At 75.5% G+C, this 21,248-nt stretch carries 16 protein-coding genes; 12 read left to right on the forward strand and 4 right to left on the reverse strand.

Annotation, left to right across the window (positions count from 1 at the left end; all coding sequences use genetic code 11):
• Positions 1-337 precede the first annotated feature (337 nt).
• Both HGB44_RS26435 and HGB44_RS26440 read left to right on the forward strand, forming a co-directional pair.
• Complete coding sequence (locus HGB44_RS26435) at positions 338-784, forward strand: DUF485 domain-containing protein (RefSeq protein WP_061080369.1); 447 nt, start codon at positions 338-340, stop codon at positions 782-784.
• Positions 781-2,622: a solute symporter family protein gene (locus HGB44_RS26440; protein WP_231972409.1), complete on the forward strand. Its 1,842-nt coding sequence runs from the start codon at positions 781-783 to the stop codon at positions 2,620-2,622. Before HGB44_RS26435 ends, HGB44_RS26440 begins: the two co-directional genes overlap by 4 nt.
• Positions 2,623-2,698: 76 nt before the next feature.
• Here HGB44_RS26440 and HGB44_RS26445 read toward each other — a convergent pair whose 3' ends face one another.
• Positions 2,699-3,715, reverse strand: a complete 1,017-nt coding sequence (locus HGB44_RS26445) for a hypothetical protein (protein ID WP_061080352.1) — start codon at positions 3,713-3,715, stop codon at positions 2,699-2,701.
• Positions 3,716-3,980: 265 nt separating this feature from the next.
• On the opposite strand from HGB44_RS26445, the gene HGB44_RS26450 reads away from it, so the two are divergent.
• Positions 3,981-4,520: a DUF1697 domain-containing protein gene (locus HGB44_RS26450; protein WP_061080353.1), complete on the forward strand. Its 540-nt coding sequence runs from the start codon at positions 3,981-3,983 to the stop codon at positions 4,518-4,520.
• Between the two features lie 98 nt (positions 4,521-4,618).
• Entirely contained in the window at positions 4,619-5,578 is a 960-nt protein-coding gene (gene cas6 / locus HGB44_RS26455; protein ID WP_082768339.1) for a CRISPR system precrRNA processing endoribonuclease RAMP protein Cas6, read from the forward strand.
• A gap of 90 nt (positions 5,579-5,668) precedes the next feature.
• Here the strand turns inward: cas6 and HGB44_RS26460 are convergent, their stop codons facing one another.
• Positions 5,669-5,848 carry a hypothetical protein gene (locus tag HGB44_RS26460; protein ID WP_061080354.1) on the reverse strand — a complete coding sequence of 60 codons (180 nt, stop codon included), beginning with the start codon at positions 5,846-5,848 and terminating at the stop codon, positions 5,669-5,671.
• 274 nt (positions 5,849-6,122) lie between these two features.
• On the opposite strand from HGB44_RS26460, the gene HGB44_RS26465 reads away from it, so the two are divergent.
• From HGB44_RS26465 to HGB44_RS26480, 4 genes are all read left to right on the forward strand, one after another.
• Positions 6,123-8,180 carry a thioesterase domain-containing protein gene (locus tag HGB44_RS26465; protein WP_210752193.1) on the forward strand — a complete coding sequence of 686 codons (2,058 nt, stop codon included), beginning with the start codon at positions 6,123-6,125 and terminating at the stop codon, positions 8,178-8,180.
• Positions 8,177-8,860: a hypothetical protein gene (locus HGB44_RS26470; RefSeq protein ID WP_061080372.1), complete on the forward strand. Its 684-nt coding sequence runs from the start codon at positions 8,177-8,179 to the stop codon at positions 8,858-8,860. The genes HGB44_RS26465 and HGB44_RS26470 overlap by 4 nt, the downstream gene beginning before the upstream one ends.
• A gap of 136 nt (positions 8,861-8,996) precedes the next feature.
• A complete protein-coding gene (locus HGB44_RS26475; protein ID WP_061080355.1) occupies positions 8,997-10,793 on the forward strand; it encodes a hypothetical protein in 1,797 nt (598 codons plus the stop codon).
• Positions 10,790-12,415 carry an RAMP superfamily CRISPR-associated protein gene (locus HGB44_RS26480; protein ID WP_061080356.1) on the forward strand — a complete coding sequence of 542 codons (1,626 nt, stop codon included), beginning with the start codon at positions 10,790-10,792 and terminating at the stop codon, positions 12,413-12,415. The genes HGB44_RS26475 and HGB44_RS26480 overlap by 4 nt, the downstream gene beginning before the upstream one ends.
• A 40-nt stretch (positions 12,416-12,455) precedes the next feature.
• On the opposite strand, the gene HGB44_RS26485 is transcribed toward HGB44_RS26480, so the two are convergent.
• Positions 12,456-13,730: an RNA-guided endonuclease InsQ/TnpB family protein gene (locus tag HGB44_RS26485; RefSeq protein ID WP_061080357.1), complete on the reverse strand. Its 1,275-nt coding sequence runs from the start codon at positions 13,728-13,730 to the stop codon at positions 12,456-12,458.
• A gap of 113 nt (positions 13,731-13,843) precedes the next feature.
• On the opposite strand from HGB44_RS26485, the gene HGB44_RS26490 reads away from it, so the two are divergent.
• Together HGB44_RS26490 and HGB44_RS26495 are read left to right on the forward strand one after the other, a co-directional pair.
• Entirely contained in the window at positions 13,844-14,602 is a 759-nt protein-coding gene (locus HGB44_RS26490) for a hypothetical protein (RefSeq protein WP_061080358.1), read from the forward strand.
• Positions 14,596-16,806: a TIGR03986 family type III CRISPR-associated RAMP protein gene (locus HGB44_RS26495; protein WP_061080359.1), complete on the forward strand. Its 2,211-nt coding sequence runs from the start codon at positions 14,596-14,598 to the stop codon at positions 16,804-16,806. Before HGB44_RS26490 ends, HGB44_RS26495 begins: the two co-directional genes overlap by 7 nt.
• Before the next feature lie 10 nt (positions 16,807-16,816).
• Here the strand turns inward: HGB44_RS26495 and HGB44_RS26500 are convergent, their stop codons facing one another.
• Positions 16,817-17,965: a hypothetical protein gene (locus tag HGB44_RS26500; RefSeq protein WP_061080360.1), complete on the reverse strand. Its 1,149-nt coding sequence runs from the start codon at positions 17,963-17,965 to the stop codon at positions 16,817-16,819.
• Between the two features lie 360 nt (positions 17,966-18,325).
• Between HGB44_RS26500 and HGB44_RS26505 the strand changes: the two genes are divergently transcribed.
• Both HGB44_RS26505 and HGB44_RS26510 read left to right on the forward strand, forming a co-directional pair.
• On the forward strand, positions 18,326-18,718 hold the full coding sequence (locus HGB44_RS26505) for a hypothetical protein (protein WP_061080361.1): 393 nt from the start codon (positions 18,326-18,328) through the stop codon (positions 18,716-18,718).
• 205 nt (positions 18,719-18,923) lie between these two features.
• Entirely contained in the window at positions 18,924-21,116 is a 2,193-nt protein-coding gene (locus tag HGB44_RS26510; protein WP_061080374.1) for a PDDEXK family nuclease, read from the forward strand.
• The last annotated feature ends 132 nt before the right edge of the window (positions 21,117-21,248 follow it).

Here is a 21,248-nt window from a genome sequence, read left to right on the forward strand (position 1 = left end):
GCGGTGTCCGCGTCCGCGGGCGTCGGTGCGCGTGCGTCCCGCCGCGCGCGCGGCGGGGCGGGGTCCGCGACCGAGTGGCCGTTATGGCACCGCGTGTTTGCCTTCCGGCTCTTTGTCGGTTTTCCGAATCGCTTCCGCGCCATTGTCGAAAACCGATTTGTGCGTTTGGCGAACACGGCGCCGGGCGCATCGCTAGGGTATTGCCCCATCCGGGGGAAAGCGCCGCGTTCGGCCGTTCCATCCGGACGGACCCGTGGCGGCGCCCGCGCCGCGCACACGGGGAACGGCGGACGCCGTGGGGGAGCGGCGTCCGGAGAGAGGGATCAGGGGGAGGACCGTGGTCGAGTACATGGAGGGTGTCCACAGAGGGCGTGTCGGCGACCGGGGGGAGGGCCCGCGACCGGGGGGAACCCGGTCCGCGGCGGAGCGCCGGCGGGCGCGGGCCGAACGCACGCGCGCCTGCGAGCGCGTGTCGGTCGACCCGCGTTTCGTGAAACTCCGAAGGCGGTTCGCGCTCCAGTCGGGGCTGCTGGTATCGGCATTCCTGGTCAGTTACCTGTCCTATCTTCTGCTCTCCGCCTACGCCCGCGATTTCATGAGCAGGCCGCTCACGGATTCGGTGAACGTGGCTCTGGCCATGGGAATCGGGCAGTTCCTGTGGGTGTTCGCCCTCGCCTGGGCGTTCGGCCGTTTCTCCGAGCGCTCCCTGGACCCCCTCGCGCGGGAGATCCGCGAGGAGGCCCGCGGTGAGGAGGCCGCCGACGGGACGGCGGCGGACCGATGAGCGCCGCCGCAGCGGCCGCGGGCGGTGCCGTCACGGGGGACGGCACCGCCCCGGTGCTCGCCGGGGTGGCAGCGGTCACGGAACCGCACGGGGCCGGCCCGACCCCGGCGGCCGGACCGGCCGCGGTCGCCGACCCCCTGGACGCCCTGGGCGGTGCGCTGGGGGGCCAGTTCGGCGTCGCGCACGCCTGGACGGTGGGCCTGTGCGCCCTGTTCGTCCTGGTCACCCTCGCCATCACGGTCCGCGCCAGGCGCACCACCCGGGGAGCGGTCGACTTCTACGCGGGCGGGCGCGGCTTCTCCAGCGTCCAGAACGGACTCGCCCTGACCGGCGACTACCTGTCCGCGGCCTCCTTCCTGGGCATCGCCGGGATGATCTCCCTCCAGGGTTACGACGGCTTCCTCTACTCCATCGGCTTCCTGGTGGCCTGGCTGCTGGTGCTGCCGATGGCCCAGCTGGTGCGCAACACCGGACGCTTCACCATGGCCGACCTGCCCGCCTTCCGCATGCGCCGGATGCGGGTGCGCCTGGCCTGCACCGTCTCCACCGTCACCGTGTGCGTGTTCTACCTGGTCGCGCAGATGGTCGGCGCCGGAGCCCTGGTCGCGGTCCTGCTCGGCCTGCACGACGGCGGGACCTTCCTGGGGATGGGCGCAGAGCAGGCCCGCACCGGCGCGATCGTGCTCGTGGGCGTGCTCATGATCGTCTACGTCATGTACGGCGGAATGAAGGCGGCCACCTGGCTCCAGATCATCAAGGCGGTCGCGCTGCTGGCCGCCACCGGGCTGCTCACCGCCCTGGTGCTGGCCCTGTTCTCCTTCGACCCGCGCGCACTGCTCGGCGGGGCCGCCGAGGCCAGCGGGCACGGACAGGCCTTCCTGGAACCGGGGCTGCGCTTCGGGGTGGAGGTACCGGGCGACCCCGCCCGGACCCTGTTCAACAAGCTCGACCTCATCAGTCTCGGACTGGCCCTGGTGCTGGGCACGGTAGCGCTGCCGCACATCCTCATCCGCTTCTACACCGTGCCCGACGGCCGGGCGGCGCGCTCGTCGGTCAACCGAACGATCGTCATGGTCGGGGCCTTCTACCTCATGACGCTGGCCCTGGGCTTCGGCGCCGCGGCGCTGGTCGGCTCCGAACGCATCGCCGCCATGGACCCCTCGGGGAACACCGCTGTGCCGATGCTCGCCGAGGAGGTGGGGCGGCTGACCGCCGGACCGGCGGGCGCGGCCGTGCTGCTCGCGCTGATCTCTGCGGTCGCGCTGGCCACCATCCTCGCCGTCATCGCCAGTCTCACCCTGGCCTCGTCATCCTCGATCGCGCACGACCTGTTCGGCCACGTCCTCATGTGGGGCAGGCCCCGGGAGTCGCAGGAGGTGGGTGTGGCGCGTCTCTCCGCCTGCCTGATCGGCGTCGTGGCCATCGCGCTGGCCGTGCGGGCCCAGGACATGAACGTGGCCTTCCTCGTGGGGCTGGCCTTCGCCATCGCGGCCGCGGCCAACCTGCCGGTCATCGTGCTCACCATGTTCTGGCGCCGCTTCAACACCAGGGGCGTGGAGTGGGGCGTCTACGGCGGACTGTCCGCCACCCTGCTGCTCATGCTGCTGTCCCCGGTGATGTCGGGCAGGACCGACCCCGTCACGGGGGAGAACCTGTCGGTGCTGCCCGCCTGGATCGACATCCAGCTCTTCCCGATGGAGAACCCGGCGATGCTGGCGGTGCCGTTCGGCTTCGCGTGCGCGGTCGTGGGCAGCCTGCTCTCGCCGGAGCGCGACACCGCGCGCTTCACCGAGCTGCGGGTGCGCTCCCTGACCGGGTGGGGCGCCGAGCGGGACTGAGCGGCGGTTCCGGGGAGAGGGGTCCGGGGCGGACGGGCCGGGGCGAAGGACACCGGATGAGGGGGCGGGCGGGGAGTCAGTCCCTGTCGGGCGCCTCGGCCATGGCCCGGGCCGCCTCGTGCAGCAGCTCCGGGATCCGGGGCGCGTTGCGGGCGACGCGGTCCCAGTCACGGGCGGCCTGGTCCAGGAGCTCCCGCGTGGTCGGTTCACCGCCCCCCTGCCGGACTTTGCGCCTGTCCTCCCTGCGGAAGGAGGCGGTGAACGCCCAGAAGGCCGCCGCCACCACCGGGCGGAACACGCCGCGGCCGCGCACGTCGAGCACGGCCTCCACCGCCCAGCGGCCGTCGGCGGAGACGGAGGGGGACAGCCAGGCGGTGATCTCGGCCAGGGAGTGCGTGGCCCGTATCCGGGCGGGGGGAGTGTCCCGGCCCCGCGCGGCGGCCTCGTACCAGGCGCCCGTGTCCACCTCCAGGGTGCCCTCGGCCGACCGCAGCCAGGCGCCGCGCCCGGGCAGCCGCACCCGTGCGTTCCAGGTGAGCAGCCCGGCGGGGGCGTCGTGGGTGACGGTTCCCCACGTCACGGGGGCCTCCTGCGTGCCGACGGTGTCGGGCATGGCGAACTCGGCGGAGGTGGTGCCCGCCTCGTCCCAGGAGACGAGGGTCAGGCCCGTGCCGCTCCAGCCCTTCTCCTCGTCGTCGGCGGGGTCGAGAGGGACGCCCTCGGGGGACAGCTCGGCGATGAGGTAGTGGCTGCGGGGCGCGAGGTGGCGCCCCCGTTGCAGTTGGAGGGCGGGCTGGCTGGCCGCCACGGCCAGTTCGTCGGCCTCGGCGGGTGTGTCGGCGCCGCCCTCGCGCAGATCCTCGGCGGCGCGGCGCTGCTCCTCGCGCAGCCGTCGGGCCTCCTCGCCGTCGAGCAGCCCGAGTTCGTCGGCCCGCTGTTCGAGGCGGGCCCGGGCCTGCGCGTCAGGAGTCAGCAGCCAGCCGCGGCCGTCGAAACGGCAGCTCCGGGCGACCTCGTGCAGGGCGGCGACGATCCGCTCGACCACCTCCCTGTCCACTGCGGTGATGTCGAAGGTGTGGCTCAGGCGCGGCACGGCGTCTCCGGGGTCGTGGTGCGGTTCACGTCTGCGCGGCGGCCAGGGAGCCGCGCCTACGGGTGCCAGCGTACGCACCCGCGGCGCCCGCCGGGATCCGCGGGGACGCGCCGGGAACCGGAGGGCCGACGTGTCCGCGGTGACGGTCCGGAGGGCCGACGTGCCCGCTGCGGTCGGGCGCGGACGTGCCCGCCGTCGGCAGCGCCGCGGCGGATTGTCCACAGCCGGGATCGAACACTTGTGCGCTCATCGCCGCCTCGGCACAATGGCGGGCATGACCAGGTACGTCGCGCTGCTGCGCGGAATCAATCTCGGCGCGCACCGCCGCGTCGCCATGGCCGACCTGCGCGCCCTGCTCGCCGGGCTCGGCTACGGCGACGTGGCCACCCACCTCCAGAGCGGCAACGCGGTGTTCACCGCCGAGGGGACCAGTCCCGACGCCGTGGCCCGGCGGGTGCGCGGCGCCGTCGGCTCCGGACTCGGGCTCGACGTGCCGACCGTGGTGCGCACCGCCGGGCAGTTGCGCGCCGCGGTGGAGGCCAATCCCCTCCCCGTCCCCGACCCGGCCAGGTTCCTCGTCCTGTTCTGCTCCGGCGCCGTGGACGCCGCGGGACTGGCCGGGCTCGACCTGTCCGCCCACCCGCGCGAGCGCATGGCGGTGGTGGGCGACCAGGTCTACACCCACCACGAACTCGGGCTCAGACACGCCAGACTCCCCGACCTCGTGGCCCGACGCGTCGACGGGACGGTGACGGGCCGCAACTGGCGCACCGTACTGCGCCTGCTGGAGATGGCCGAGGCCTGAGCCACGGGACCGGGGCCGCGCGTGTCCCGGGGGCTCGGCACTGTCCGAGAGGAGTCCTCGGCGGCGCGCACCCGCCGCCGCGGTGACCGAGTGAAGGGGTGGTGCCCGTGCCGATGCGGTGGACCGTGATCCTGCGGGATCTGGTGGACACGGCGCGGCCGATCCGGCCCGAGGACTGCCACGGACTGCTCAACCGCTGGTGGCCCCAGTCCCAGGAGGAGCACACGGCCGCCAAGCGGTGGGCCATGAACGGGTGGCCCTCGCCCCTGGGCGACCGGCTGCACCACTGGACGCTCACCTGGCTGGACGACGACGCCCCGCCCCCACTGGTACCGGAGGAACTGGTCGGCGACCCCCAGAGGATCGGCGACCACCTGCTGGTGCCCCTCTCGGCCACCCGGACCTTCGACCGCACCTACACCCAGATGCTCACCGAGCCGCGCGGCCCGTCCGCGGTGCGCTCGGCCGCGGTGCGCAGCCGGACCCCCATCGTCATGACCACCCGCGACGCCGCCGGTGAGCGCATTCCGCACATCTGGCCCACCCCGCGGCGCCTCTTCGGCGCCGTGCACCGTTCGGGCGGCGGGATCGTCGGCGGCAGCGGGGCCGTGGGCGCGGTGGCCCGGTTCGCGCGGCCCGACCTGGCCGAGTCCTGGCTGGAGCTGGTGTTCGGCGGGCTGGCCCTGGTGCGCCGCGAACCCCTGCCCGGCGAGGAGGTGCGGCTGGCCGAGCACCAGCACGCCGACAACCGCACCGTGCTCGGCTGGCGCGGCGGGCTGAGGCTGGTCCTGGCCGGGGGCGAGCGCCGCCACACCGACGCCTTCGCCACCCTCCTGGAACTGCTGGAGCTGACCGGTGTGGGCAAGTACACCGCCCAGGGCTTCGGCTCCGTGCGGGTGGACACGGTGACCAGCGGCCAGCTGTCCGCCCAGGTGCCCGCCCAGCGCCCCCGGCGGACTCCGCACCGGGTGCCCCGGCGCGCCCCGCAGCGCGTGGGTGAGACCCGGGCGCACGCCGTCGCCGAGACCGAGGAGTTCGGGGGCGCCCTGTTCGACTGATTCCGCTGACCGGGGCCGGTGCCGCACCGGTGTCCGGCCCGGCCGTCGGCTCCCATCCCGTGGACGGGGACGGGAGCCGGCGGCGTGCTCTCACGGTGAGGGGGCGCGCTCCCGCCCGGCCCGGTCCGCGCCCCGGTCGCGCAGGGCGCGGGCCAGGCCGCGCAGGTGCGGCACGAGGTCCTGGGGGGTGAGCGGTGCGCCGCTCACGGCGGCGGGGACGGACGTGTCGCCTCCTGGCGGCGCGATCGTCTCGGGCGTGTGCGGGGCCATCGGGGAACCTTCCGTGCCGGGGCGGGCGTGCACTCAGCTCTCTCGGACAGCGCCGCGCTCCCGGGTCGAGGGGCCCGCGGGGAGGAGACCGCCGGGCCCGGCCGGGCGGCACCGCGTCCGGGAAGCGGGCGCGTCGTGCCGGGGCGGTGGAGGGCTCCGCTGGCCCGGACTGGTATCGCTTGGTACCGGTGTGTGCCGTGCGGCACCGTCCGAACCGTCCGAGAGAGGTCAGCAGGCGCCGCACGGCAGCGCCGCGTCCCCGCACGTCCCGCCGATGGAGGAGCCCGACACGGTGACCTTCGCCCCCGAGCAGCACCGGCCCCCCGGTGCCCCGACGGAACCGGGGGGAACACCGTCCAGCGGTGTGGTGGTCGGTGTCGACCTGCGCGGCATCCAGGCCTACGTGTACAGCGGGCGGCGCATCCTGGACGCGGTGGGGCGCGCGGCCCTCGTCGCGGAGCTCACCGACACCTCCGACGCCGAGCACGGGATCGCCGACCTCGTGCCGCCGGGCTGCGTGGTGCTGCGTGACGCCGGAGGGGCGCTCACCGCGGTCTTCCCCGACGCGGCGTCGGCGCGCGGGTTCACCGCCCGTTACACCCGCAGGCTGCGCGACCGCGCCGCTGACCTGACCCCCGTGGTCGCGCACGTGGCCTACGGTCCCGAGGCCGAACACGCGCAGGAGGGTTCGGGGACCGCCGCCGCGGAGCACACCGACACGACGCCGGCCCCCGGGGCGGGCCGCGCGCAGAGTACGGACATGACGGCAGCCGCGGGGCCGGACCGCCCGGGAGCCGTGGACCCGCGTGAGGCCGCGGGCGCCGCACGGGGGAGCACGCGACCGTCCGGAGGCGGTCCGACACGGCGTCCCGCGGGGGTGGACGAGGCGCTGGCCCTGCTCCCGGCGCGGCTGCGCGAGGCGCGGCGGCACATGTCGGCCCTGCACACCCCCGCCCACGGGTACGGGATCACCGCCGTGTGCTCGGTCAGCGGCGGCCCGGCCGAGACGGTGGACAGCAGCCGCGCCCAGGACGACCACGCCGACGTGCACGAGCGGGTGGCCGCCGACGTCGCCCGGGCCCGGGGGATCGGCCGCCGCTGGCACCGCGCCCACAGCTCCGCCTGGCTGGCCGGTGCCGCCACCGCCGCCGGAGCCCCCGACCTGACCCTGCCCATGGAGGTGGACCGCCTGGGCCGCGACCACGGCGGCCTCAGCCGCGTCGCGGTCGTCCACATCGACGTCAACGGCCTGGGCGCACTCCTGGGCGAGTACCGCGAACGCGCGGGGGACCCGGCGGTACCGGGTTCGGGCGCCTTCGCCCAGCGCCGCCTGTCCACCCGCATCGCCGGACTCACCGAGGGGCTGGCCCGCGTCCTGGTGCGCGCGGTGGCGGCCACCGTCCACGCCGGGCCCGGCCGGCGCCCCGTCATCCCGGGGACCGGTGCCGCCGCGCCGATCACCCTGCACCACGAGCCGCCCGGGCCCGCGGCCCTGCCGGTCCGCCCCGTCGTGGTCGCCGGCGACGACCTGACCGTGCTGTGCGACGCCCGGCTCGCCCTCAGCCTGGTGCGCTACGCCCTCGACTGGCTGGACGCCGACCCCGTGCGCGTCGGCGACGACCGCGACCCCCGGGTGGGGCTGCACCGCGCGCTCGCCGAGGCCCACGGAGACCGCCCCGGCGGCGGCCGCACCGTCGTCGCGCCGGACGGTGCGGCGCACACCACGTTCGTGCCCACGGTCGGGGTGGGCGTGGCGGTGCAGCCGGTCGGCGCCCCGCTGTCGCTGGGCTACGACCTGTGCGAGGCGATGTGCCGCCGCGCCAAGCAGCACCGCCTTCACGTCGCCGAGGCCGACCCCGGGGCCGGCGACGAGCACGCCGTGGCCTGGACGACGCGCCTCGACGGTGTCGGGCGTGTGCTGCGCCGCCTGGACCGGGCCCGCCAGGCGCCCGTGCCGCGAACCTGCCTGCCCCTGACCGGAACCGGGTTCGCCCGCTTCCTGGACCGGTACCTGTCCGCGACCGCCCCGGACAGCCTGCTCGCCGACGGGGACACCCGGCAGCGGGGCTGGCTGGTCTCCGCGCTGGTCCCCCTGCTGGAGTCGGGGGCCGATCCGGGGCCCGAACTCGCCCGCCGCGCCCGCGTGACGGGCGGACCCGTCGACCTGCCCCGCGGCTGGACGCCCGGCGGCCTGCTGGACGCGGTCGAGGTGATGGACCTGCACCTGGACCCCGGGCTGGCGGCGGCCCTCGACCCCCACCGCCCCCAGTGGCGGGCGCGGAGCGACGGCCCGCGTGCCCGGGTGCTCCGCCCGCGGGGCGCGTCCCGGTGAGCCGCCCGGACCGCGTCACCGTGCACCTGGCCTCTCCGGCGCTGTTCGTCGGCGCCAGCGCGGACGGCACGGGCGCCGACACCGACGTGGTCACCGACGAGCACGGCCTGCCCTACCTGCCCCGCCACCGCCTCGCCGCGCGGCTGCGCGCCGGAGCGGTCAGCGCCCTGGCGGTGGCGCCCGGCCTGGCCGGGGCCTGCGACGAGGTCTTCGGCCGGGGGAGTTCGCACGGCGCGGACCGGATGCTGCGGGTGGGCCACGCCGTCCTGGGCGACGGGGTGCGCGCCGCGGTCGCCCGCGCGCTCGCCGGTCGGGCCGAACCGGTGCGCTCCACCCTGCGCCGCGCGGTCACCGACGCCTACACGACCCTGGAGTCGGGCATCGCGGTGGGACAGGACGGCGCCCCCGAGCCGGGCCGCCTGCGCACGCACCGGACGCTCCTGCCGGGGCTGACCCTCACCGCCGCGCTGACCTGGGCATCCCCTCCGGGGGAGGAACACTGGCGGCTGCTGGCCCGCGCCTGCCTGGCCACCACCCGCATCGGGTCGAGGGGCACGCGCGGCCGGGGCCGGGTGGACGTGCGCCTGGCCGGGTCCGGGGGGAGCGACCCGCACGCGGTGACCCTGCGCCTGGCCGCGCCCGTGAACGGCGGCCGGGAACGGGAAGGTACACCCCCATGAGACTCCGTTCCCCCGGTACGGCGACGCCCGGTCCCACCGCCTCTCCGGCAGGGAACACCGTCGCGGGCGCGGATCCGGTGCCGGCACGGACGCCACGGCGCGGCACCGGACCGCACCGGGACACGGAGGGAGGCACGTGAGCGGGTTCGCGGTGAGCGGCTACCTCCCGCTGCGCTACGTCCTGACCGACACCCTGGCCGTACGCACCTCCTTCGACCCGCTGCGCGTGGACTCCGAGCACTCCGTCAGCGGCCGCGCCCAGCGCGGCATGCTCGCCGCCGCGCTGCGGCGCGCGGGCCGCGACCGCGAACTCCACGACTGGGTGGCCCGCGGCGAACAGGTCCGCTTCGCCCCCGCCCACCCCCTTCTGGAAGCCGGGGCGGCCCACCCCGCTCCCGCCCACCTGTACACGCCGGGCAAGGACGGCGACACCACCGTCGACGCCTTCGGGCCCACCGACCCGGCCACGCCCTACCGCGCGGTCCGCGACCCCCTCACCCCCGACCGCTCCCTGCGTGCCGCCGTGCGCACCACCGCTGAGCAGTACCTCGGCCGCCCCCGTACCGGCGACGCGCCCCGGGGCGTCCCCTTCCTCACCACCAGCATCGACCCCGGCCAGGTCTTCGAGGCCCGGTGGCAGCTGCGCGCCCCCGACCACGCCGCCCTGCGGGTACTGGCCGAACGCGTCGCCGCCTTCCTCGCCGAGGCCGACGGCACCCTCACCCTCGGCTCCGGCGGCACCCGCGCCCACGGAGGCGTCCGCGTGGCCCCCGCCGACCCCGGCCGCCTCCTGTCGCCCGACCGCGTCGAACCCGCGGGCCCCCGCTCCTGGGCGGCCGGATCCCCCTTCGACCTGCTCCTGCTCTCCCCGGCGCTGCTGGTGGGGGACGAAGGCCAGCACCGCCCGGCGCACCTGGTGCCCGCGGTGCTCGACCTCCTGGCCCGACGCCTGCCCGGCGCCCGTGCGCGCGTCCTCGCCAGCCACGCCGAGGCCGGGCTCGTCGGCGCCTACCACCGCGGCTACCACGGCCCCATGGCCCAACGCTGGGCCGCCCGCCCCGGCGCGGTGGTCCGCCTGGCCCTGGACCGCGACCTGGACACCGAGCGGGTCCGCGACCTGGAGGCGCATCCCCTGGGCGAACGGGTCGTGGACGGCCACGGCCAGTTCACCCTGCTCTCCCCGCCACCTCCCGGTCCCGAACCCCTCGCCCCGCTGGCAGCCCCCCTCGCGGTCCGTGCGTCGGGCACCGTCGCCCTCCCCGACGGTCGCGCCGTCCCCGCCGCGACGCCCTTCCCGCAGGAGGAGGACGGCCAGCTGCGCGACCTGTACGACGCGCTCCTGTGGAACGCCGCGGCCCAGCCCGTCCGCGACCACGCACGCGCCCTGGCCCGGGGCTCCGCCCGCTGGCTCGCCCCGCTCACCCCCAGCCTGCTGGGCCGCCTGCGCGAGGTCGTCACCCATCCCCACGCCACCCCCGAGGACGCCCTGGCCGCCCTCGAGCACACCGTCTGCGGCCGCCTCCCCGGCCACACGAGCGCTCCGGGCGCCGCGGGCACCCACAAGGCCCTGCACGACCGGGCCGTGCGCGTCCTGGACCGGGCCCGCCTGGCCCGCCCCGGCCGCGACAGCCCCGTCACCGTCCGGTCCTGGCTGGGGGGCCTGTCAGGCGGAGCCGAGGCCTGGTGGCGGGACAACCGCCCCGACCCCGTGCACAGCCCCGCCTACGCCCGCGCCGTCGCCGCCGTGGACCTCTCCCTGCCCGACGGCCTGCCCCCCGGCGACCAGGGCCTCTCCGCCCGGGCCCGCGACTGGGAGCGCCGCGCCGCCGCCCGCCTCGCCCTGGTCCTGGTCTCCTCCTGGCTGGCCGAGGCCGCCCGCCTGCCGCGCGCCGAGCAGGACGGGGGACGCCCCGGCGGGGGAGGCCCCGGGTGAGCGGCGAGCCAGCCCCGCCCGGGCTGCTGTGGGAGATCACCCTGCGGCTGTGCCTGCTCTCCGACACCCATGTCGGGGCAGCCCGGGCCACGCCCCGCCACGCCGCCGGAAGCGACGTGGACCTGCACGTGGACCGCGACCCGGCCACCGGTCTGCCCCGCCTGCGCGCCACCACCCTGGCCGGGCTGCTGCGCCACGAACTCGCCGCCCGCACGGGCGACCCCGACAGCGTCCGCGCCCTCATGGGCTCGGCGGAGTCCGACGCCGCGTCGGGCGGGGAGGAGGCCGCCACGAGCGCGCTGGACGTGGACGACGCACGTGCCGAACTCCCCGAGGACACCGCGGTCGCGGTCCGCGCCGGCACCCGGGTCGACCCGGCCGCGGGCACCGTCCAGCCGGGCCGTACGTGGCGGTGGGAGATCCTGCCGGCGGGCACCGTGCTCACCGCGCACCTGCGCCTGCACGTCCCCGCGCCGGCCGACGAGGCCCGCCTGCTCACCCTGCTGCTCCTGGCCTGCGACGGACTCTCCGGGCCCGACGGTCCCGGCCCCGGCATCCGCGTGGGCGGGCGCACCGGCCGCGGCTACGGCGCCGTCCGCGCCACCCACTGGGCGGCGCGCCGCCACGACCTCACCGACGAGCGCGGCTGGTTCGCCTACCACGCGCGCTCCTGGGCCCGGCGCTGGGAGGAGGGCGCCGACGCGCTCGCCGACGCCCCCGCCGACCTGGCCACCGCCCTGACCGGGGCCCTGCGCGCCTGCGGGCGCGGGGCCACCGCCGCCCACGCGACCGCCCGCGCGCACCGGCCCGACCGCCGCCACCGCGCCGAACTCCACCTGACCCTGGCCGTCGCCGAGCAGCCCGACCCCACCGCCCCGCCGCCGCGCGAACCCAGGCCCGGCCTGCTCATGGTCGGCGACGTCCCCGTCCCCGAACGCCTGGGCGAGGTGGACCGGGCGCACCGCCACCGCCCCGCCGTCACCGACCCGGACAAGGCCGCCGTCCACCTCGCCCCGGTCCTCGGCGACACCGCGCTGTTCGCCCTGTTCAAGAGGATCGGCGGCCGACTGGTCCGGGACGCGGCCGAACACCTGGGCGCCGGACCGGACCGGTGGCGCGACTGGCACGACCGCTGGTGGGGCGCCGACACTGACCGCCGCGGCCTCCCGCGCCCCTCCCGGATCCGGCTGCGCACCGTCCCCGTGCTCACCGGCGGAGCACCCCTGACCACCACCCGGCTGACCGTGGACTCCCTCTTCGGTGACGCCGTGGACGGCCGCCTGTTCACCACCGACCTGCACTGCGGCGGCAGCGCCGAGGTGGTCCTGGACGTGCGCGAGCCCGACGACGCGGTCCGCGGCCTGCTCGCCCTCCTCGTGCGGGAGCTGGCCACGGTACCCTTCGACACCCTCGGTGCGGGCGCCGGAAGCGGGAACGGGCGCCTGACCGCGACCCGTGCCCTCCTGGCCACCCACCCCGCGGGCGGAGGGCCGACGGACACGGTGGACCTGGTCTCCGCCCTGTTCGCACCCGCCAGCGCCGACGCGGCCACCGCGCGCGGCTGGCTGGCCGCCCTGCACGCCGCGCTCGCCCCCGAAGCCACGACGGAGGAGCCCAGTTGACTTACTCCCCCTCTTCGAAGGAGGGGGATTCCGGCCGAACCTAACGGTCCGGTGCCGCTCGCGCGGCGACCCTCACGGGCCCGGTTTCCTGCTTCGCAGCCGACAGCGGAAGGGAGGACCCTTGCCGACTCACACCAGCTCCACAGGCATCACCCGAGACTACTTCTCGGGCTGCGACTCGACCAGCCGCAAGAGTGTTCTTGGCCGCGTTGAGATCCCGATCATGTCGGGCGCGACAGGAAGGGCACGCCCATACCCGGGTGCCCAGCGAAAGCCGATCCAACAGGTACCCGCACGCAGAGCAGGTCTTCGAGGAGGGAAACCACCGGTCGACTACCACGAGGGTTCGACCGAAACGTTCAGCCTTGTACTCCAGTTGACGGCGGAACTCACCCAGACCAGCATCCAGGACCGACCGGTTGAGCCCGGCCTTCTGACGGACCTGTTTACCGGGTTGCTCGGCGGTGCCGCGTGCGGAGGCGGTCATGCCCCGCACGTTCAGGTCCTCGATCGCGATCAGGTCGTGCTCGCGCACCAAACGCGTGGTGGTCTTGTGCAGGAAGTCAGCGCGGGCGTGGCGGACCTTGCGGTACGCGGCCGCGACCCTGCGCTTGGCCTTGCGGCGGTTGTTCGAGCCTTTCACCTTGCGTGCCATGCGCCGCTGGTAACGCTTGAGGTTGCGGGCCTTACGCTCCAAATGGCGTGGGTTGGCGATCTTCTCGCCCGTGGACAGGGTCGCGAAGTCCTTCACCCCCAGATCCACACCCACCTCGCCCCCGGTGTCCGGTGCCGGGTCAGGATCGTCGGTGTCCACGGCGAAGGTCACATACCAGCGCCCGTCCGCCTCACGCGAAACGATGACCGTGGTCACCTCCAACGCGGCCAAATCGACGTCATCCCACGACCAGGCCACCTTCAGCGGCCTCTTGTGTTTGGCCAGGAACAGCTGTCCACCCTTGATGCGAAACGCCGACCGGGTGTAGTGCGCCGACTGGCGTCCGTTGCGGGACTTGAACCGGGGGTACTTGGCGCGTTGGGCGAAGAAGCTGGCGAACGCGCTGTGTTGGTGGCGCAGGGTCTGTTGCAAGGGGACCGAGGACACCTCGGACAGAAACGCCATTTCCTGGGTGCGTTTCCACCCGGTCAGCGCCTGGTCGGTCTGTTTGTAGGAGGTCTTCTCTCCGTGCTGGTGGTAGGCGGTGTGGCGGTCGGCGAGGGTCTTGTTCCATACCAGGCGCACGCATCCGAACGTGCGGCCCAACTGGGCCGCTTGTTCGGGGTCCGGGTAGGTCCGGCACTTGTACGCCGTCCGCATACGGCAAAGGCTAGAACAAGGAGAAGCATGTGTAAGGCAAAACGGGAAAGGTGCGGGCTGCCCGCCCGGATTCCTCCCCGGCCTCAAGGCCAGGGCATCCTCCGGGAGCCCAGGTGAACCACGAGCCCCCTCGCCCGCACGGCCTGGCCGTGCACCGCCTGACCACCGCCCAGGTCGACGGAGTCCTCGACGACGTCTTCGCCCGCGGCGTCCGCTGCCGCCTGCTCGACACCGGTACGCGGGACCTCGCCGGCGCACCGGGCCAGCCGCAGTGGCTGCTCGCCGAACTCGGCGACGGCCGCGTCACAGGGGCCTGCCCGGGACCGCGGTGGCGCCGCTCGGACCAGCCGCCCACCGCCCACCTGTCGGCTCCACCCGTCGGCCCCGACGCCGACCGGTGGCGGATCCTGGAGGTCCTGGTGTTCGGCCCGCACGCGCAGATCAGGCTCGGGGAGGGCGCCGAGGCCGGGTGGATCAGCGCGGACGCCCCCGGCGACCTCCCGGAGGAGTTGCGCCCGCGCGATCGCTCCCTCCTCCTCCAGGGCTGGAACGGCCCCTCCCACAGCCGCACCCTGGACGGGGAGGGGCCCCTGTCGGTGACGCGGGAGCCCTCCGGCACACAGGCGGTGCTCCCGGTGGCGTGGACCGACTTCTCCGGCCGCCTCCGCCACGTGCCCGGCGGCGGGACGGCTCTGGAGAGCACGGGCACCTGGCTGACGGTGCGCGAGTACTGGGCGCAGGACCCCGCCACCGGCGCGGTGGGCGTGGCCTTCCACCGGCTCACCGGGATGCGCCCGGGAGCCAAGCCGACCGGACCGGAGTTCGACGTGGGCACCGGCGACGAGGTCCGGAGGGAGGGGAGACCGTGGTGAACCCCGGTGAGGTCGCCGCCCGGTTCGGCGACGCCCCGCGCCAGCGGGCGGGGCGGTTCCACGCCACCGCGCCCTACGGCCTGGTCCGGATCGCCGACACCCCCATGCCCGCAGCCGACCTGCACGGCGGCCACCCCGCCGACGACCTGCTGCGCAGCCACGACCGCACCGTGGCGGGCACCCATTCGGGATGGATCGACCTGACCCTGACCACGCTCACCCCCACCTTCGTCGGCCAGACCCTCGAACGCGGGCGCGTGAACGCCTCCACCCGCTTCCCGCACGGAGACCGCCACCTGCCCGCCGTCCCCGGATCGACCCTGCGCGGCCTGATCCGCAACACCGTGCGCATGCTCACCAGCGGCGAGACCGGTCCGGTCAACACCCCGATGCTGTTCTTCCGCGCGCCCGTGCGCATCGACCCCGACAGCGCCGACAGCGCCCTGTCCACGCGCGCCCGCAGGGTCATGGCCCACCAGCACTCCCACTACCGCAGGCGCCGGTCCGGGCTGCGCACCAAACAGGGGTTCCTGTTCCACTCGCCGCCCGACGGGCGCTGGTACGTGGTCGAGGTGCCCGCCACCGCCCTGTCCGGCGAGCCCGGGCAGGCCCTCAAGGTGCCCTTCACGGTCCTGCGCGAGAGCCTGCGCACCTGGGACTTCGGCGTCGACGACTTCCCCGACCCGCCCAGGAGCAACGCCTACGTCCCCACCACCCACGAACAGCACGGGCGCCTCCAGTACCGGTGGGTGCACGCGGTCCACCTGCCGGGGGAGCGGCGCGTGGCCGCCGTCGCACCCACAGAGGAGGAGGCCCGCGCCTACCTCGACGCCCGCGCCAACGGCGCCCGCGATCTGGGCAAGGGAGGGGTGCTGCGGGCCCTGGTGGTCCTGACGGGGGTCGCCGCGGGCGAGCGCCGCAACGCCTACCTCTTCCCCCGACCCGCCGACCTGGGCGGGCGCCTGCGCGTCCCGGACGCCATGGTGGAGCTGTTCGAGTCGGCCGAGCAGGTCACCGGCTACCAGCGCGCCGCCTTCCCCGACACCCTGGGCACGGGCGCGGCCGACCCCGTGCGCGAACCGGTCGCCGGGGCCAGCGGCGGCGGCCTGCCCCGCCGCGGGCTCGAACCGGTCTGGTTCGACCTCGACGCGTCGGGGGCGGTGGTCTCCTTCGGCCGCTCCGGCGGTTACCGCATCGCCGTCAGCGACGACAACCCGGTGCGCCGGGCCCTGCCCGAGCCCGTCCTGGGGCCCCAGCACGGCGACCCGGGGCGGGCCGCCCTGGCGGGCCGCACGGTGGACGTGTGCCGCGCCCTGTTCGGCGACACCGACACCTTCGCGGGCGAGGCGGGGGCGTCCAGGGGCCGGGTGTCCTTCGGCAGCGCGCTGAGCACCGACCCCGACCCGGACTACCCCGACGGTGCGGCCCTGCGCGTGCAGCTGCTCTCGCCCCAGCGCGGCTGCTTCGCCAACTACCTGGTCCAGGGCCCCGACGCCGCATCGGGAGACCGGCCCGACATCATCACGTGGTCGCACGAGGGCCTGGTGCGCCTGGGCGGGTACAAGGTCTACCTGCACCGGCACCGCGCCGCCCCGGGCGGACCGGTGCGCTACGACGCCCGCACCCAGGAGGAGTTGGGACTGGCGGTGCTGGCGGCCGGGTCCCAGCCCGAACCGCCCCGCGACACCCAGCGCGACATCGTTCCCCTCCGGGACGGCCTTACCTTTCGCTCACGCATCACCTTCACCAACCTCACCGACGGCGAACTCGGTGCGCTGCTGCGCGCCCTGCTGCTGGACAACCCCGTGGACGGGGGCGACCCCGCCGACCCCGAACACGCGCACAAGATCGGTATGGGCAAGTCGCTGGGCATGGGCAGCGTCCACCTGCGCCCGGAGCTGTACCTGGTGGACCGGCGTGCCCGCGCGCTGTCCCTGGACCCGGGCGCCGGGGTCGTGCGCGCCGGGGCGGAGCGGGTCCGGGGGTTCCTGGACGCGTTCGGCGCCGCCCTGGCGGCCAGGCGCCTGCGGGGCGAGCCCGCCCCGGAGCGCTGGCGGGAGGTGGACCAGGCGGTGGACGTGTGCCTGGCCAGCCGGTGGCGCGGCCGCCTGCCCTGGGAGGCGACCGCGGTGATGTCGCTGCGCGAGTTCGCCGAGTACCCGGTACTGCCCCCGCTCACCCAGCGGTTCCGCGACGCCGGATGAGCGCGTCCCCTCACGGGAGGCTGTCGACGGCCTCGGCGAGCGCCTCGAGCAGGTCCGCGCGCAGGTCGGGGTCCTCCTGGGCGCCCGACCACAGCGCCGGGGCGGGTTCCTCCTCCAGCAGCGCGCACAGCAGGGCGTCGAGCGCGCCCTGGGGGTCAGCCTCGAAGTCCTCCCGTGCGGCCTGGGCCCGCTCCGTGAGCTTCCGGGCGGTGTGCTCCAGCCAGGTGCGCTCCCGCACGCCCAGCACCTCGCGCCGCTCCGAGGACTCCTCCCCGGGTTCGGGCGCGTCGGGGACGGGGGAGTAGGGCGCGCTGCGCGCCCGCCCCCGCGCCTGTTGCACCAGACGGAAGTGGACGGGCATGTCCACCGCCATCCGGCCCAGCACGCCGGTGAGCCTGCGGGCGACGTCCTCGCCGCTCATGCCGGGCAGCAGGCCGCGCAGCAGCAGGCGGCGCCGCTGGTCGGGAGTGCGGCCCGCGTCGGCGTCGCGTCCGGAGGCCAGTTCGGCCAGTTTGCGCAGCAGGTAGTCGCCGGTGGCGGTGGAGACCATGGGCGGCTCCCCGACCCCGGACACGGCGCGCCCACGCAGGTCGGCGACGGGCACGGCGCTGCCGTCCTCGGTGAAGGAGACCGCCTCGCCCGGATGCACGTCCTCGGGCAGGTCGGCGGCGGGGTTGCCCCAGCCCGCGGTGAGCACCAGCATGGCCAGCGCCTCCTGGTCGACCACGTCCGAGGCGACCCGGGCCACGTCGCGGCGCTGCGCCCAGCGGCGCGGGCGCTCGGAGAACGCGCAGCGCACCCGGCCGTCGGCGGAGGCCTGCGGGTAGACGCGACGCAGGTTCTTGTAGGAGCGGTCCCGGCGCACGTCGTCCAGGGCGTCGCGCAGCCGGTGCGCGGCGGTACGGTCGACGTCGGTGCCGTCGGGCACGGCGCGGCGCATGCGCACGGCGACGACGCCCTCGGGATCGCCTCCGTGCACCGGGCACGGGCAGTGCTCGGCGCACAGGTCGACATAGTCGCAGAACTGTTCGGAGTGACCCGAGCAGCCCTGCGCGGTTCCGTCCGCGGAGCACGGCCCGCACCCCAGGACGCGCGTGAAGGTGCGCAGGAAGGCGGTGGAGCCGAACAACTCCCAGGCGGAGCAGTGGTGCGTGCTCACGAACTCTTCTCCCCGGTGGTCCGGGGCCGGGTCGCTTCCCCAGCCCTCCGGGAAAGCGCGTAAGAGAACGCGAGACCTCAGGTGACACCCCCGCGTCAACGGGAGGTCACCTATCAAATTAGGCCCACTGCGGGGGAAATGTCAATTGTTGGACTCCCGTACCAAGCTGCATGGATTCCTATAAACAAGCACAAAATGGATATCAGCAACAATGGCCTCAGTGTTTACGGGTTTTCCGGTCCGGCATGTCCCCCGGGGGGGTGCGTGCTGTGTCCGAGAGACTGCGGTGAGGGCGCGGCGCCGCCGGACCCGGAGGCCAGCTTGGCTGGCGGAGGAAGCGAGAGGAACGGAGGTCGCCGGATGCGGGTGGTCAACCTGACGCCGCATGTGGTGACAGTCGTGGACGAGAGGTCACGCGTCATCCGGCGCTGGCCCAGGTCGGCCCGACCGGCCCGGGTGGAGGCCGTCCGCGTCCCCGTGGGCCTGGAGGTCGCCGGGGTCCCGCTGATGGCGGAGGAGCGCACCCGGGCCAACCTTCCCGAACCCCAGGAAGGCGTGTGGTTCATCGTCTCCTCCGTGGTCGTCTCCGCCCACCCCGAACGCCGTGACCTGCTGGTGCCCTCCGACCTCGTGCGCGACGGCAGCGGCGTGGTCACCGCCTGCCGCTCCTTCGTCGTCAGCGGCGCCCCGGTGCGGCTCGGCCCCCGTCCGCGGGACGCGGAGGCGGTGCCCGAGGAGGCGGTGGGCGCCTAGGACCGACCGGAGGTGTTACCGGTGTGACGCGAGCGTCCCCGACCTGCGATGATCTCGTACTTATAGTCAATGTCGGCGCTCGAACCTCGCTATGAGTACAAGAAGCGTCACGGCGGAGAGCGGCGCCGCCGGACCCGGGCGCTGGAGAAACGGAGTCCCACCGCATAGCGTGGTCGTCCGACGCCCCCTCCCGGAACAGGACGCCGTGGACAGCCCCCGTGCCGCCGTCGTGCTCGTCGGACAGAACCCCACCCCCGCACTGCTGTCCTCGCTCACCCTGCGAGCCGACCACCTGGCCCTGGTCGCCAGTGACGGGACCCGGCCCCTGGCACGGCGCGTCGCCGCCGCCGTGGAGCGCCTGGCCTCCCCCGAGTCGGTGAGCGTGGTGAGCGTGGGGCCCGACCCGCACGACTTCGGTCCGGTCACCGACACCCTGGCCGCCCTGCACCGCGCCAACGGCGGCGAACCCTGGTACCTGGACTACACCGGCGGCACCAAGGTGATGAGCGTGGCCGCGGCCCTGCTGCACGAGCGGGCCCTGCCGCTGGACCGGCACCCCCGTGCCCGCCGCTGGCGCCACTACCTGGACGCGGTGCACGACCGCCTGCGCACCGCCGACGGCTCCCATCCGGGGCGCCCGCTGGTCAGCGACGGCGTCGACCTGCGGACCCTCGCCGGAATCCACGGCGCCCACTGGTTGGAGGACCGCGACCCCGAACCCGTCCGCCTCTTCGTCCAGGGCGGGCGCCAGGCCCTCCAGGCGCGCTTTCCCGACCTGTCCCCGGCCGCGCGGCGCGGCGTCGTCGCCGAGGGGCGCGTCCTGTCCCACCTGCTGCGCCACACGCGCCGCCGGTCCGACACCGAGGTCGTCGGGGCACGCCAGGTCGCCGACCCCCGCCACCCCGGGGGTTCCGTCGCCGACTTCGACGCCCTCCTGCGCCACCGCCACCGCGTGCTGTGCGTGGAGGCCAAGACCCGCCCCGAGGACGTCGTCGCCCGGGCCGGGTGGACGGTGGCCAAGGCCCGCCGGGTCTTCGGCACCGCCGTCCAGGTGCTGTTCGTCCACTCCGGGCCCGCGGTCCCCGGGCTGCGCGAACGCGTCACCGCCTACAACCCGGCGCTGACCGCCCGCAGCGTGCACGTGTGGAGCCTGGAGGACCTGCTGTCCCGGCTGACGTCGTTCGAGGACATCCGCAGGGCCTTCTTCCCGGGCCTGGCCCCCTCCGACACGGGCGGAACCCCGGCCTCCGGCCCCCTCCCCGCACCGCCGGAGGCCGCCGAGCCCCCGCCGCCCGAACGCCATCCCGTACCCGGGGACGGACCCGTCCTGGTCACCTCCCTGGGCGGCAGCCGCCTGGGCACCCTCACCGCCGTGCACGCCCACCGGCCCGCCCGCGCCCTGGTCCTGCCCTCCAGGCAGAGCGTGCGCGACCGGATGCGCGAGTCCGCCGCCCGGACCCTGCACGCCGCCGAGCACCCCGAAGCCCCGCACGCCGACGCCGCCCTGCTCAAGGAGACCGGATACCGCGACCGGGTCCGCTTCACACCCGACCCCGTGGACGGATCCGACGCCGACGCGGTCGCGGCCGCCGCCCACGGCTGGATCGCGCGCGAGCAGCGAGCCGACCCGCCGCCCCCGGTCGTCGCCGACATCACGACCGGCACCAAGGCGATGAGCCTGGGACTGGCCCTGGCCGCCCGCCGGACGGGCGCATGCGCCACCTACCAGCTGGCGCGCAGGCGGACCGTGGTCTGCCTGACCCACGGCGAGCTGCCCCTGCGGGGCCGCGCCAGCGTCGACTGGCACCTGGTCCTGCCCGGGTACACGCCGCTGCACGGCGACGGTGCGGAAGGCGGGGACGGGGGCGGTTCGCTGACCGGGAACGCCTGCCGGGCGGCCCGTACCCAGGTGGACACCGCCCTGCTCGACGCCGCCCGCACCGCACTCGTACGCGCGGCCAGCGGCCCGGTCCAGGTGTGGATGGACTCCTCCCTCACCGACCCCGAGGAGTGCCTGACCGCTCAGGAGCGGTCCAGCCTGGTGCTCACCTTCGAGGACCGGGCGGTGGGCCTGACCGCGCCCGGCTGGCGGCGGCGCCGCGACCCCGGCGGGGAGGCACGCGAGGTGGGCCGGGGCGCGTGGGCGCAGAGCGTGTTCGCCGCCACCGCCCACCTCAGCACGCGCTGCGACGTGGCGGGGACGGTGGTCGCCCTGACCCGGCCGGGAGGCGACGTCAGCCGCGCGGTCGAACTGGTGGACTGGATCGCCCACACGGACCCGTCACTGGACGGGGAGCCCGGCCGAATCGCGTTCGGCGACCCCCTGCGCCCCCTGGTGACGGTCGCCTCCCCCGGTGCCCTGCCCGCGCTGCTGGACACCGACGTCAGCCTGCTCTGACGCGCCGACAGCGCCGCCCCGGGCGTTCGGCCTGACCGTCTTTTTGCACGTCGGCGGACCCGTTCCGGAGGTTGCGCGCACCCCTTCCGGGCAGGATGGGAGGGCAGGCGGGCCGGGACGCGGGAACGGAGT

Origin of the sequence: Nocardiopsis alborubida, assembly GCF_012396365.1 — a bacterium.
GTDB classification, from domain to species: Bacteria; Actinomycetota; Actinomycetes; order Streptosporangiales; family Streptosporangiaceae; genus Nocardiopsis; species Nocardiopsis alborubida.